We start from the raw sequence: 14421 nt of genomic DNA, 5'->3' as shown, positions 1-14421 counted from the left end.
CACAACCGTCGAAGTCTCCGCTTTAGCCGACAGCCTTGGTGCCCGATTGGAGTCGATTGAGGACTTGCAGAGCGCGCTCGTGGTCGGGGGATACAATTCCGGTTGGCATTCGATCAAGAGCCGCCCTGAGATGTTTGTAGGCTTCTGGCACGCGCCTCTGTTCCAGCAATAGCTCGGCAAGGTCCGTCGCGGCCTTCAATTCAAATAGGGTGGCAGACTGGCGTTTCGCCCAGTCGATTGCGGACAGCAGGCTCCCTTCCGCTTCGAAATGATGCTCGGCCGATCGAGACGCCAAGATGAGTCCTTTCATCCTGAACAAGGCGGGCATGTGCAGCAATTTTCCGACGCGCTGCTGGACATCGATTGCGTTCAGGATCAGCCTCAGCGCCTGCTCCTGCCCACCAACCTTCGTGAGCGCCACGGCCAGATCGCAGACGAAATCCATACTCAGCATTTCTTGACGCTGAGCGTGAAGCTCCTCCAAAGCCCTCTTCAGCAATGAGATTCCATCAAGGAGATTGTTTTGAAGAAGCAACCATTGACCTCGCAGACCAGTCGCTATGGCGGAGTATGGTTTCAAGGAGTACGCTGCCGAGAGATCGCTCAATTCGGCGATGTACTGATCCGACCGTCTAGTGTCCATCATGTTCAGAAAGATAGGAACGATCAGAGCCAGGGATCGGCAAAATGTGGCCGGATGCCCCGACTTTTCACCTTCCTCTATGGCGAGCTTCGCGTACTCCAGTGATCGATCGAGCAAGCCGCTATACAGCAGAGACCGTGCCATGCCGATGAGCAAGAAGCTAGTGTAGTGAAACAGGTGCTGGCCGGGTCGAAAGCGCGGAACGGACTGCGAGTAGCGGAGACCGGACTCGCAATGCTGTTGTGCGATGATGTGATTGCCCAGCAGATGATTGGAGGCGGCCAACATCGATTCTGCCAGCGCCATGTCATCGGAGTCCCGCGTCTTCAGCGCCAATTCCCTGCTCCGGGCGGCGATGTCGGTCGCACCACGAATATCCATGGTCCAATGCGAATACATAAAGAGTCCGCTTAGGAGCCTCAGCTCATAGGCGATGTCCCCCAGATTGGTCGCAATCTCCAGTGCGCGCGAAAAAGACGCTCGAACGTTTTGATCGCTACCTTCAGTATGCATCAATACCGACGATAACGATGCATAGATTTCCATTGCCCGGCGAGAGTTTTGATTTCGAATTCCAAGGCGCGCTATCGCCTGTTCCGCCCACGCTTGGCATTCGATGAGCAGTGATAGCTCCAGAAACACCTGTGCTGAAGCCGCGGCCAATCGCGTCGCTATTTCGTCGTCACCGCGTCGCCCAAAGCTCCATTCGAGCGCCGCACGGATGCTGCTCAATTGGTCGGAATAGGCTGCGGTCCTCCTCGCTCTCGGCAAGGACGGCATCATCTCCCTCTGTGATTCGAGAAGTTCCGCAACGTATTTCGCGTGTTGGCCGGAGATCACATCGAGCTCGTCATGCTCCTCCAATTTTCCGAGTGCGTATGCCCGCGTCGTGTCAAGCAGTCGGTACCGTTGCTGGCCATCGTCAAGCCGAGTTACGATCAACGACTTCTCGACCAGGCCGGCGATCGCGTCGAAAATCTCACCGGTGTCTTCACCGAGTTTGCCTGCGACATACCGCGCGCCCTCCAGGGTGAAATGGCCGACGAAAGGAGCAATGCGTCGAAAGACAATCCTCTCTGCGTCAGATAGCAGATCATAGCTCCAATCCAATGTCGCCTTGAGGGTCCGATGTCTGGGAACTGCCGTCCGATGGCTTAGTTTCAGCAATTCCGGCCGAGACACCAGGCGGGAAGCGGTGCTCTTGAGGCCGAGTGCGGCCACCTGCCCCGCTGCCAACTCAATTGCCAACGGCATACCATCGAGATTTCGGCACATTTCCCCGACAAACGGCGCCTCCTCGTCGGTGAGAAGGACGCTTCCTGCCTTCGCCGCCACACGCCGTACAAACAACTGCACTGCCGGATATCGAAGCACGGCATTTGCCGTTTGCTCTGAGTCATCTGGTGGAAAATCAAGGGGAAGCACCCGGCAACAATGCTCGCCCTCTACCTTGAGCAATTCGCGACTCGTGGCCAGAAGATAGATCTGCTCCGTTTCCTGGTAGAGTTGCTCGGCGAGCAATGCGATCGCCTCGATCACATGCTCACAGCTATCGAGAATGATAAGGAGCTTTCGTGAACGAACGAGGTCGATCAGCTCCAGGCCGGGTTCCTTCGATTTGAGTGCAAGCCCCAGGGATGTCGCGACAGCCCCCGCGACATGCTGCGGATCGGTAAGGCTTTCCAAGTCTGCGAGATAGACCTCTCCGCCAAACTCTTCGGCAACGGCGCGGCCAACAGCCAAGGCAACGGTCGTCTTGCCAATGCCGCCGGGGCCGAGCAGTGTCACGAACCGCTCATTTCGAAGCTTGTCGCTAACCTCGCTGACGACCGTTTCGCGCCCAATCAGCATGACCGGTCGCACGGGGAGTCTGCCTTGGTGCCGGAACTTGGCGGTCCTGCTTTCCGTGCCGCCACCGAGAGGGGCCACGGTGCCGACAAACGAATAGCCCCGGCCCTTGATGTTTGCGATGTACCGGCTGCCAAATTGGCCATCACCAAGCGCTTTGCGGATCGCGGCCACGTGGACCCGGAGGCTCCCCTCCTCCACGGTGACGTCTGACCAGACGCGATCAATCAGCTCCTGCTTCGCGATGATTTCACCCGGGCGGTCGGCAAGGTAGATCAAAATATCCAGCGCCCGATCCCCGAGGGGAAGCGCCTGCCCGTCGCGCCGGAGCACCCTCTCGCCGATCGAAAGTTCGAAAGGGCCGAACTTCAGCTTCCTATGAACGGCGGCGCCAGACATGTGTCAGCCAAAATGAGGGATTTCCCAAGTATGCCTACCGCCGGTCGGCAAACGCTGCAACTGTGCGCGCGTAAAGTTGGCTACTACGAAGCTCGTAGGCTTTCCCATGCCTTTGGAAAGCACGAACTAAACCTTGGTATAACTCGATGGCGCTCAATGCGGAGGAAGCCGGACGCCGCGCCGCTGCAACGACAATGACCGGGCACGAGCAGCATGCGCGGGCACAACCCGCCCTACGCTGCGCGTCCAGCCGCTGAAGCCGGTTGCACAAGGATCGGTCGGCAGATAGCGGACAGATCTTATGTTCGCGCGCTCTGAGATGCCGATGTGGATTGAGTTGCAACGCCGGTGGCCAGCGGAAGCGACCTGTGGCCTACTGGCCATTGACGCGACATGGCAAACTAGTGCGCGCCTCTATTCCCCTTTGCGCGATCTAGCGCGGACTGAATACAATTCAGAAGGTCGCTCTCATCGAACGGCTTGGGCAGATAGCAGATGACCCCGGCTTGAAGTGCGCGAGCACGAATTTCATCGCTCGGATAGGCAGTTATCAGTATGGTGGGAATCGTTTTACCCGATCGAGACAAATTGTTGTGCAGATCAAGGCCACTCATCTTTGGCATGTCGAAGTCGACAACCAGGCAGCCGGTGCGGCTCAGTTCGGGTGAGCGCAAGAACTCCTCCCCCGACGAAAATGCCTGGGCGACCAAACCTACCGAACGCATCAAAACTTCGATTGCGTTTCCAACCGCTTGGTCGTCATCGACTATGGCAACTATTGGTTGGCTATTTGGCACTTGGCAAGACCGGTGACCGCGAGCAGCTTCCACGGAGCAACGGATATCGTCCGTGACGACTCTTTCTTATCTAGCCTAGGCACAACCGCTACGTGTTTCGATTGTACAAATGTATAGGAACTCAACGATTGACTTCGGTGGCCGGAAATCTGGTCGTCCATGGAGCAAGCTGCGCCACGGGCATAGACCCCTCGTTGACTCTGACCCCTGTTAGCTCGCGAGAGGCCCCTCCAGCGTAGACCGCGCTGGAGGGGCAAGAGAGGCCGCAGGAGTGATCGGCCTCGAGGGAGGAGAGCCTGACCATAACGGCACACGTTGGCACTCACAATTGATCCGGCGGAGAGGTCGGTTACCAAATAGGCGCATGCACACTATACAAAGGTTGGGCTGCCAGTCGGGCCGACTTTGGTGGCACCTGGCGTCTGTCGCAGAACACCGGCCGACTTCAACCGGCCGGTTCGCCGATGGCTGCGATCCGCGGAACCGAATTGGGCTCGTCCTCCCCTCTATCGCCAACGCGATAATCTCGCTATGCTCCATCGTGAACTGGCAAAGCTAATGCGCATGTCAACGAGGAACATGTGGTAGAGCAACCGCCAACAGTGATGGTCATCGACGATGATCCGGGAGTGCGGGGTTCATTAGGCAAGCTGCTTCAATCGGCGGGCTTTCGGGTCAGCCTGTTCGGTTCGGTGAGCGAATTTCTCGCGGCGCAACGGCCAGAGGGACCCGCTTGCTTGGTGCTGGATGTGCGGCTTCCCGGCCAGAGTGGACTCGAACTGCAGCGCGAACTGGCAGGTGCCAAAAGGCAGTTACCAATCATCTTCATTACCGGACATGGTGACATTCCAATGTCGGTGCAGGCGATGAAGGGTGGCGCGATCGAATTCCTGACAAAGCCATTCCGAGAGCAGGATTTGCTTGAAGCGATTCAGCTTGGTCATGCCCGTGACCAAGCGCGGCTTGAGCAGGAACGAGCTATCGCAGAGCTAAAAGTTCGTTTCGAAACGCTGACGCCGCGGGAGCGCGAGGTCATGGCGTTCGTGGTGACCGGACGGTTAAACAAGCAGATCGCAGCCGATCTCGGCGTAAGCGAAATCACGGTAAAAGTTCATCGTGGCCAAGTCATGCGCAAGATGCGGGCATCGTCCTTGCCTGACTTGGCACGCATGGCCGACCAATTACAGCTGACGCCAACAAAGCCGCATAACCCGGGTCGCGTTGCCTAGCGCAAACGCTCAACCTGCATCCGCCGTAACGATCCGATGCGTCTCACCACCGATCATCAGGATGCCTGTTAGGCTCGACGTCTGTCCTGTTTTCCCATCCGAAGCGGCATTCTACTCACGATGCGGCGGCCGGATGAGCCGGCGCAATGAAACGAAAGATAGCGCCACGTGGCGCGTTTGGGCTCGCCCACAATCGCCCGTTATGCGCTTCGATAATCGACCGGCAGATCGACAGCCCAAGTCCCAAACCGCTCGATTTTGTCGTGTAGAAAGCCTCGAACACGCGGTCAAGATCCGCCGGTACGAAGCCCGGACCAGAATCTCGCACCTCGACTGACACGCCATCCGGTTCGGAACGGGTGCTGATGAGCAATTCTCGCTCGTCTTCGCCGACGTCGCGCATCGCTTCGATGGCATTGATGATCAAGTTAAGTAGCACCTGTTGCAGCTGGACCCGATCTCCCTGGACACGCGGCAAGCCCTCCGCTAATTGCGTCCGCACCGAGACGCTATTGTTTGCGGCCTCCGCACGGGTGAGAGCAATAACCTCGAGGATGGCATCGTTGATCTCTACAGCGTCTTTTCGTGCGGGCGACTTCTTAATGAGCGCGCGAATTCGCCCGACGACCTCGCCTGCGCGATTCCCCTCCTTGACAATAAGAGAGAGCGCGTCGTCCACCTCGCGGAGGTTCGGTGGCTCAGCGCTTAGAAAACGTCGAGCGGCTAACGCGTACGTGACTGCGGCTGTGATCGGCTGGTTCACTTCATGGGTGATCGAGGCCGTCAACTGGCCCGTCGTCGCGACGCGGTTGGCATGCTCGAGCTCTAATTGTACCTCACGGTATCGCCGCTCGTTTTCGCGAGCTTCTGCCTCCGCCCGTTTGCGCGCCGTCAGATCAAGTACGTAGGCGACACCCTGGTTACCGCCCTCCTCAAATGTTGCCCCACCTATTAGTACAGGCACACGTCTACCGTCCTTTCTCGTATATTCTTTTTCGAATGGCTCGAAACGGCCGCTACTCTTTTGCTGTTCGATCCTAGCGTTATTCCGGTCGCGCCAGTCCGGCGGCGTCAGGTCCGCCCACCTTATGCGGCCCAAACACAGGTCTTCACGGTCATAGCCCACCATGCGAAGAAATTCGTCGTTGGCCTCAAGAATGCGACCGTCGAAATCCCAGATGAAAACTCCGATGATATTGGAATCGACAAGGCGCTGGATCTTCGCCTCGCGTTCCCGCAAAGCATGTTCTGCCCGCTTGCGCTCCGTCACGTCCATGCCCGTGGCGACAATCTCGAGAAACTCTCCGCTTGCCGTGAACACAGGATAGTTAGTTGCTTCGACGTGTTTGACCGTTCCGTCGGGAAGCATGATTCTGAACTCGTTCACAAAGCTTCTCTTTTCGCGCACTCCGTGTTCGATGCTTTCGTTCACCCTGTCTAGGTCGTCTGGATGGATCCGTTGCCACACCGCTTCGCGGCTAGGAATGCCCAGCAGCGGATCAAACCCAAAGATGCGGGCAGCTTCGTCGGACCAATAGGAAACTTCCGTCTCGGTGTAGACCGCGGAACCAGTGTGGCTCAACCTCTGTGCTTCCGCCAGATAGGCTTCGCTGCGGCGTAGCCGGTCTTCGGCCTTCTTGGCTTCATCGACATCAACAGACAGACCATACCACTGGATGATGCGTCCCTGCCGATCGCGCAGAGGCTCACCACGAACATGGTGCCAACGAAACTCGCCGTCCGCCCGGCGCAGGCGATGCACAACCTGGTACGAAGTTCCGGTCTGAATTGCGTGATAGAAAGCACTAGCAGTCTCTGGAAAATCGTCCGGGTGAACGAGTGCCTCCCAACCACCATGCAAATAGTCCTCAAATTGCATGCCGCTATAGTCCAATATGCGCTGATTGAGGTGGGTTGGTTCGCCGTCGGGCGCCGTTGACCAGATAAGGCCTGGTACTGTTTCGATGAGTTGACGGAGCTTGTATTCGCTTTCCCGCAGGGATTGCTCAGCGCGCTTAAGATCGTCAATATCCACGTTGACCCCGACCCACTGCAGCAGGGTTCCATCGCTCGCCCGGAGCGGTTCGACGCGACTGCGGAACCAGCGGTAGCCTCCTTGGGCGTTACGAACTCGAAAACTCTCCTCAGCGGGCTCGCCCGTGCGCAGGCAGGTTGACCAGGATTCGCGTGATCTTTCGTGGTCGTCGGGATGCAACAACGGGATATGGGCGTCCCACTGTGCGCCAATGTCGATGCCGAACCGTAGGGGATGATCTTTCGGAAGACCAAGGTAATCCGCAGTTCGTTTATTCACGAAGGTGAGGCCACCGGACGGAGCCGCGCACCACGCATACGCCGGAATCACATTTAGAGTGGCTTGCAGCTGAGCCAAGAATCTCGACTGTTCTTCGGCCTTCTTGCCATCAACGTCGACAGTCATGTTCTGCCTGCGGGTTTTGTGCATCGACCGGGCGCCGTAGCGGCCCTTATGGCTAACTCTTTCGCTCTGGATACATTGCGTTGGACAACATTATCGCAAAACATCCGTGAGAGCACGTTCCGAGTACGTGCCGTTCGTCGAATGCAGCACCACCTTTCAGCTCCGGCGCTGAGCTTGCTACTTGAATTCGGCAAGGCCTTACGTGCGCCACGCACCGCGGCGGCAGTCCGTCCTGCAGAATCTTACTGCATCGCCTGCATCTCGAGGAATCTTTGGCTTCGATGATCCGTCCCCGCGAACTCCCGCTAAAGATGCCGATCATGTTCGAGTTGACCAAGCGCTGGATCCTTGCCCCCGCTCCTTGGAGATCATTGTACAGGCGCGCTTTCGATCGTGTTCACCGTCAGGTCGGCGAGGGGACCGGACATGCAGGAGATTAGCACGCAAGCCAAAGCACCCGTCAGCATATTTGACAGCTTCAAGCTCACGCTCTGCCCGACGATTTCGCCATCCTTCGCCCGCCTTGCCGCGCCCGAACGCTCGTCTGGTCGAGGATTCGCCTGGCCGAAATGAGATCGGGTGTTGCGAGACCTTCGGAGAATCGATTGTAGACAGGACCGATCAGATCACGGGCTTCCTGCACTTCGCCGCGCCCGATCCAGATACGCGCGAGCTCCAATCCAGCACGCAATTCGAACGGCAGCGCTGATTCCTGCCGGGCCTGCATCATCGCCTTCGCGAAAAACTCCTCTGCCAAGAGACTCTCGGGCACGTCCCCGGACGCAAACGCGGAGCCTTTCGCCAGGAAGAAGGCGGGCAGATGAAGGGGCTTTTTGGCCTTGACAACGGTAGCAATCGATCGATCGATAAGCGCCAACGCTTCCGAGCGTGCGTTTTGCTTCGCCAAGCCAACCGTTAGCTCAGAGACAAAGTCGCTCGTCAGGACTTCGTGCCGGTGAATTGCAAGTTTCTCCAAGCTCTCTTGCAGAAGTTGCACGCCATCCGCCGTTCGGCCGACGTGGACCAAGTAGCGGCCCCTAAGCCCCGAAGCGACCGCACGAGCTGGCGCCAACGAATAGCTCTCAGCGGTATGCTCGAGCATTGAAAGGCTATGTTCGACCTGCTCTAAATCTCCGATCCAAAAATAGAGCCGCATCGGGTGAGTGAGCGCCCGAAACAGTCCGATTGAATGCCCTGACCTTGCGGCCTCCTCAATGTTCATTTTGGCGTAGTGGACGGCTTGGTCGAGATTGCCCGAGAAAAACAGTGAATGGATAAGAACGCTAAGCGAAGAACTCCGAAAATCGAACAGATATTGGCTCGCGTTGAACCGTCGGAGGTGAGGCAAGCCATGCAATGAGCGTTTCAGATGCTCCTGCGCCCGCAGTTGGTCAGAACGCAGACAGTATGCTGCCCCCAGCAAGGAATCAGCGATGGCCGCATCGTCCGGACTTCCGGTTTTCCCTGCAGCGGCCACGCTACGAAGCGCGAGCTCATACGCTCCTGCCGCGTCGACAATGCCATGAAGATACATCGACATGCCGCTAATTAGAGACAAGTGCAGACGCGTATCTTCGTGGCGCTGCACAAAGTTCAGCGCTGTATGGAACGCCTCGCGAACCCTCTCACTATTCCCTTCGGTGTACATAAGCGACAAAGCCAAAGCCGCCTGAATCTTCATCTGATGCCGAGGATCGCAATCCGGCGTCATCCGGTCTATCGCCTTCTCCATCCATGTTCGGCATTCCAAAAGCAGCGACATGGCCAGGAGTAGCTGCGAAGCCGCGGCAGCCAATCTTATCGCTGTGGGGTCATCTCCATTGGGACCAAAGCTCCATTCAAGCGCGGCACGGATATTCCCGAGATGGTCTCGCACGGCGTCGGCTGCCGCTTCCGTGGACTCCAGATCGAAGAGGTTGACCGGGTTGCTTTCCAGCATTTGAATCGAGAAGCTCGCGTGCCGCTCGGCGATAGACTCCTGCTCGCCACTGGCGGCCAACTTCTCTAAAGCGTAGGCACGCGTCGTATCAAGCAACCGGTAGCACGGCCCCCGCGAGCTCGGCCAAACCCCGATCAGAGATTTATTGACGAGATTTCCTAACGCGCCCGCGATCTCGGACTCGTCTTTCCCCAATTCCTCCGCCACTGCGAGCGCTGCCTCCAGCGTGAAGTGCCCCACAAAAATTGCGACACGTCGCAAGAGGACTCGTTCAATCTCCGAAAGATGGTCGTGGCTCCAGTCCAGCGTCGCGATGAGCGTTTGATGCCGTGGATTTGCGGTTCGCCGACCGAACTTCAACAGATCAAGGCGCGACCCCAGTCTTGCCATCATATTCCTGACGCCGAAGATAGCGGCCCTTCCGGCGGCGAGCTCAATAGCGAGTGCAATGCCGTCAAGCTTGCGGCAAATCTCGGCAACCATGAAGGCTTCGTCGTTACCGAGCGAAAAGTCGCCACGGCGAGCACTGACACGCTCGGCGAACAACCGTACGGCCGGATAGGCAAGCACCTCTGACGCAGTCAGTCCCGGCTGCTCTGGCGGGCAATCCAGTGGACAAAGACGGAGTACGCGTTCACCAGGGACGTGCAGTGCCTCCCTGCTGGTCGCAAGTACGTAGGCGTCGGGGGCATTTTGGAAAACATAGTCTGCGATCTCAGCGGTTTTCTCGATCAGATGCTCGCAACTATCAAGAATGATAAGCAGCCTGCGAGGGCGCAGAAACTCAAGCACCGCTTCCTTTGGATCGACTAACTGCGGGTCGAGCCCGATCGCAGAAGCGATGGCGCCTATGACCTGCTCCTTGTCTCTAACTGTCGAAAGATCGACAAAGAAAACCGCACCGGAGAAATCCGCCAGCACCCTGTGTCCGACGGCCAGAGCAACCGTCGTTTTGCCTATGCCGCCCGCACCCAGAATCGTAATCAGACGTTCCGTCTGGAGCCTGACTTGAATTTCAAGAACAACGGCGTCGCGACCGACCATGCGGCCCAGTGCGGGCGGCAGGTTGGACAGTCCCGAAGATGAGTTATCTCTATCGCGGTCCGCGGGAACACGCGTGACCGGTGCGATAAAGCTATAGCCCTGGCCCTGTACATTCGCGATGTACTTGTTACCGAACTGACCGTCGCCCAGTGCCTTGCGCAGTGTCGACAGATGGACGCGAAGACTGCCTTCCTCGACCGTTACGTCAGGCCACGCCTTTGCAATCAGTTCGGCCTTCGCGACAACCTCACCGGCCTTTTCGAGAAGTGCGATCAGGATGTCGTAACCCCTGCCGCCAAGCGGAATGACCTGGGTTGCCTTCTTGAGAGAGCGCTCCGCGACATTCAGCTCGAATGGGCCAAACCGAAGCCGGATTGCACCCTGTGGGCCTATTTGTTGAACCGACATGAGCTATTCCGCCAAGATCGTCGATGATTCGGTCGTTGCGCTCATCGTCGTCAGTCTTGTGCAAATATACCCCCGGCCCATCAAGTGTTAGCCAAAACCTCTTTCAGCGACAAGCCCGTCACTATATCGAATTGACGGCGCCATCACGCCAGTGTGAACAGTCTAGCATCTGCGTGGCCAACCGCAGATCGGGAGTATCAAATCCCTCTCGAAATTTCGCGTGAATGGCTTGTAAGGCCTGCCACGCGGCCTCCTTTCGCCCGTCCGACTTTTCGGCAATAGCAAGGCTGGTCGCGGCCCTGAGCGCCCACGACAAGCTCGCTTGTCTGTCCGATAGTTCGAGCGCACTGAGAAAATACTGCCTGCCAACCGCAAGTCCCTCGTCGTTCCCAAGGGCCAATTCGCCCCTGATACGGCGCAGTTCCGGAGCGTACCATTGGGTGTCGCCAAGATTGATCTTCGCCCGTTCGAAGACTGCTAGTCCTTGCCGGGGTTGACCTGCGACGGCCGTACACCTTGCAAACTCTGCTTGCAGGATCCAATTGAAGACCCCATAGCGCGCCGCCGACAACTTCTCCAATCCTCGGTAAAGCGTCGCCGAAGCTGTATCCCCCTCGCCCCGCCTGACTCTGCAGAGAGCCTGCATGCTGAGGCCGAAGCCGTGATAGCTCTCCACGGCGTATTTCGCGGCGTGGTCGACAAGCTCGTTGGCAAGCGCTTCAGTCTCGAGATCGTCCGGAGTTGTCAGGTACGTGTTGAAGCTTGCCCAGGCGAGCGCCACGCAGAGCGGTACCGCGTGATCGAGTTGGCGTGCCTCGGCGATCGACATCAAGTTGAGGCGTCGCGCCTGATCAGGGCGGCCCAGGAGCCACGCCAGGTTGGCCAATACCGCCAGGGAATCGACTTTCCGATCGTAGCCGAATCGCTTGATGAGAGATTGTCGGGACGCTTCATCATCGCGATGCAGAGACAATTCGAAATGAGCTTCGGCCTGCAGCATGCGTCCAACGTGGTGGTATGTTACGCCGCGCATGTAGTTGGCCGTTGCGATCGCGCCACGATTGCCGGTCCCTTCAGCGACATCGCCGCATCGATCAGCCAACTCTGTCGCCTCGGCATAACTAGGAAGCCGTATCTGGTGAGCCCAGAGGACAAGCAGAGAATCGAGCTGGCATGCGGTGTCGTTGAGGCACTCGGCAAGAAGGCGAGCTTTCGCCCAGTTCGCGTACGACTCTTCAGTCATACCATCCGTGAACATCATGCAACTGGCGAGTGCGGACTGAATGATCATTTCTTGCCTTGAGCCGGCACTCGCATCGTCGAGTCGACTGCTGGCTTTCGCCATCCACTCCCGGCATTCGGTAAGAAGGGCCATTGCCATCCAGGTGCTTGCCGAGGCGGCAGCAAGTTCAACGCCGATTTTCGCATCACCCTCGATTGAAAAAGCCCAGTTCAGGGCGGCTCTGAGATTGTCCACCTCGCCCCCAAACGCCCTTAGCCTTTCAGGCATATCCATTGAAGCGCCTTGTTTGAACAAGTCGCAGAAGTAGAGGGCGTGGCGCCGGCGACAGTGGTTTCCTTCATCGCTTTTGGCAAGCCGCTGTGAAGCAAAAGCAAGAGTGGTGTCGAGTAGACGCAGCCGCCCTTCCTGCCCTCGAGCGGCAATCATCGACTTCGAACGAAGCTCCCAAAGGCAATCCGAGACATGTGCTTCATCTATCATCTCGTCAGCGACAACAGCGACCGCAGCTTCGAACGTAAATCCGCCGGCAAAAACACTGAGCCGGCTCAGTACACGCTTCTCTGCTTCACCGAGCAGGTCATAGCTCCACTCCAGCGCGGCGTTTAAGGTCTGGTGCTTCGGCAAAGCCGTTCTACGCCCCACCCATGACAGGTTTAGTCGGTCGTCGAGCAAGCTCGCGGTCTTGCTGAGACCAAATATGTCAACCCTGCCGGCTGCGAGTTCGATCGCCAGTGGAATTCCATCAAGCCGCCGACACATTCCCGCGGCAATCGGCGCATCTGCATCGACCAACTCGAAGGCACCTCGCACGGCGCGCACACGGTCGACCAGCAGTTGGACCGCGGGATATTGCAGGACATCGTGTGCCGACACGCTGCTGTCTTCAGGAGGGCATTCAAGCGGGCAGAGTTCATAGACATGCTCACCTTCAACACGCATCGCCTCCCGGCTGGTAGCGAGCAAATGCAGTGTCGGGACACGGCGAATCAGTTCTTCTGCCAAAGCCGACGCCCCGTCGATAAGGTGTTCGCAACAGTCGAGAATGATGAGCGTTGGCCTATCCTGCAAACGGTCGATCAAGGCTGGTACGACATTATTTGTTTGTACCGACACACCGAGTGCCGCGGCCACGGCTGGTGCGACGAGCCAAGCGTCGCTGAGAGCACTCAGGTCGACGAAATGAAGCTCGCCATTGAAGGTAGCGCTCATCTCATGGGCAACTGCCACGGCTACCGTGGTTTTGCCGATACCGCCAGGACCGACGATCGTCACAAACTTCTGCTCGGCCAGTTTCATCTGGATTGCGGCGAGCGCCTCTCTTCGTCCGAGCATCCGCATCAAGCGCGCAGGCAGTTGAGACCTCGAGGATGGCTTGAGATCCCCCGACGTTGACGAGGAAAGTGACGTTACCGGAACAACGAAGCTGTATCCCCGCCCGGGCACGTTCGCGATATATCGCCTACCAGGGTCACTCTGAGCGAAAGCCTTCCGTAGTGCCGAGATATGGACGCGCAGGCTGACCTGTTCGGCTCCTCTCTTTGGCCAGACGAGCTCGATCAGAGCTCTCTTGTCGACGACCTTGTTTGCCTGCTCCACTAGGACGATCAGGAGATCCATGGCGCGCGCGCCAAGCGGCACGACCTTTGAACCATTTGTCAGAAGCCTGCTTCCGATCGACAGCTCGAAGGGGCCGAAGCTCAGGACTTTCCCCTGCTGACCGCTCATGGGATGTTCTCGTCCGCGCTGGTTCTCGAGGCTTCGCCATGGATTCCACGCTCGCGTCGCCAGCGGGCCGGACTTTGACCAAAGGCCTGTCTAAAGAGCCTGCATAGATGAGCTTGATCCGAAAAGCCAACGCTCAAGGCTATTTCGCTCAGTGATGCCTCGTTGGTCATCATCAGATGGCAGGCCCTCTCGAGACGCCTTTTCACCACGTAGGCATGCGGCGACTCGCCGACAGCCAGTTTGAATTTCCGAGAGAAGTGCGCCTTGCTTCGACGCGCGACCGCACTGAGATCCCGGATGTGAATGGTGCGGTGTAAATTGCTGTCAACGTAAGCTCGCACGCGAGCGACCTGCCAGGCCGCCAGACCGCCTATTGCGGAGCCGTTAGCGCCTGAACAGCGTTCAATCTCCGCTTGCAGGATATGCGATGCTGTGACCAACGACGCCTTGGCCGCCTCCCGATCACGCGCGAACTCTCGCGTCGCGGTTTCAAGCAACTGGGCCAGGCTGTTCGCAACAAGGTGGAACTGCTGGTCGGCTGCCAGAGAAGGGTCGGGTCCGATTTGAAGTCCTTCCATGATCACTCCCTCGACGAACTCTATCCGAGGCTTCGGGTCGGCGAGAGAGTGCAGCAAGGAGCCCGCCTTGGCTTGTTAAGTAGCGTTCTGAACTGTTAAAGATGGGCAAATGCCCTTTCCATGAGCAA

General features: G+C 57.9%; 7 protein-coding genes. 1 reads left to right on the top strand and 6 read right to left on the bottom strand.

The genetic code is table 11. The features are described from left to right. Positions 1-22 precede the first annotated feature (22 nt). Together GWG65_RS17785 and GWG65_RS17780 are read right to left on the bottom strand one after the other, a co-directional pair. Positions 23-2890, bottom strand: a complete 2868-nt coding sequence (locus GWG65_RS17785; protein ID WP_275196846.1) for a winged helix-turn-helix domain-containing protein — start codon at positions 2888-2890, stop codon at positions 23-25. A 401-nt stretch (positions 2891-3291) separates the two neighbouring features. Next, the gene (locus GWG65_RS17780) at positions 3292-3687 is read right to left on the bottom strand and encodes a response regulator (protein ID WP_275196845.1); all 396 of its coding nucleotides are present in this window, start codon (positions 3685-3687) and stop codon (positions 3292-3294) included. A 581-nt stretch (positions 3688-4268) separates the two neighbouring features. On the opposite strand from GWG65_RS17780, the gene GWG65_RS17775 reads away from it, so the two are divergent. Beyond that, the gene (locus GWG65_RS17775; RefSeq protein ID WP_275196844.1) at positions 4269-4916 is read left to right on the top strand and encodes a response regulator transcription factor; all 648 of its coding nucleotides are present in this window, start codon (positions 4269-4271) and stop codon (positions 4914-4916) included. Between the two features lie 115 nt (positions 4917-5031). On the opposite strand, the gene GWG65_RS17770 is transcribed toward GWG65_RS17775, so the two are convergent. From GWG65_RS17770 to GWG65_RS17755, 4 genes are all read right to left on the bottom strand, one after another. Further along, positions 5032-7356, bottom strand: a complete 2325-nt coding sequence (locus GWG65_RS17770; RefSeq protein ID WP_275196843.1) for a PAS domain S-box protein — start codon at positions 7354-7356, stop codon at positions 5032-5034. 484 nt (positions 7357-7840) lie between these two features. Continuing rightward, positions 7841-10747: a winged helix-turn-helix domain-containing protein gene (locus tag GWG65_RS17765; protein WP_275196842.1), complete on the bottom strand. Its 2907-nt coding sequence runs from the start codon at positions 10745-10747 to the stop codon at positions 7841-7843. A gap of 121 nt (positions 10748-10868) precedes the next feature. Next, positions 10869-13715: a winged helix-turn-helix domain-containing protein gene (locus GWG65_RS17760; RefSeq protein WP_275196841.1), complete on the bottom strand. Its 2847-nt coding sequence runs from the start codon at positions 13713-13715 to the stop codon at positions 10869-10871. After that, entirely contained in the window at positions 13712-14293 is a 582-nt protein-coding gene (locus GWG65_RS17755; protein ID WP_275196840.1) for an AraC family transcriptional regulator, read from the bottom strand. The genes GWG65_RS17760 and GWG65_RS17755 overlap by 4 nt, the downstream gene beginning before the upstream one ends. Positions 14294-14421: the final 128 nt, after the last annotated feature.

The sequence above is a fragment of the Bradyrhizobium sp. CSA207 genome (genome assembly GCF_029051685.1).
Taxonomy (GTDB): Bacteria; Pseudomonadota; Alphaproteobacteria; order Rhizobiales; family Xanthobacteraceae; genus Bradyrhizobium.
Note: the sequence above shows the minus strand (reverse complement) of the source record. Positions and strands in the feature narration are given on the sequence as shown.

What these genes read in the sequence shown, in the direction of transcription:
- GWG65_RS17785 (WP_275196846.1), bottom strand. Translation starts at nt 2,890, where the DNA reads ATGTCTGGCGCCGCCGTTCATAGGAAGCTGAAGTTCGGCCCTTTCGAA.
- GWG65_RS17770 (WP_275196843.1), bottom strand. Translation starts at nt 7,356, where the DNA reads ATGACTGTCGACGTTGATGGCAAGAAGGCCGAAGAACAGTCGAGATTC.
- GWG65_RS17765 (WP_275196842.1), bottom strand. Translation starts at nt 10,747, where the DNA reads ATGTCGGTTCAACAAATAGGCCCACAGGGTGCAATCCGGCTTCGGTTT.
- GWG65_RS17760 (WP_275196841.1), bottom strand. Translation starts at nt 13,715, where the DNA reads ATGAGCGGTCAGCAGGGGAAAGTCCTGAGCTTCGGCCCCTTCGAGCTG.
- GWG65_RS17755 (WP_275196840.1), bottom strand. Translation starts at nt 14,293, where the DNA reads ATGGAAGGACTTCAAATCGGACCCGACCCTTCTCTGGCAGCCGACCAG.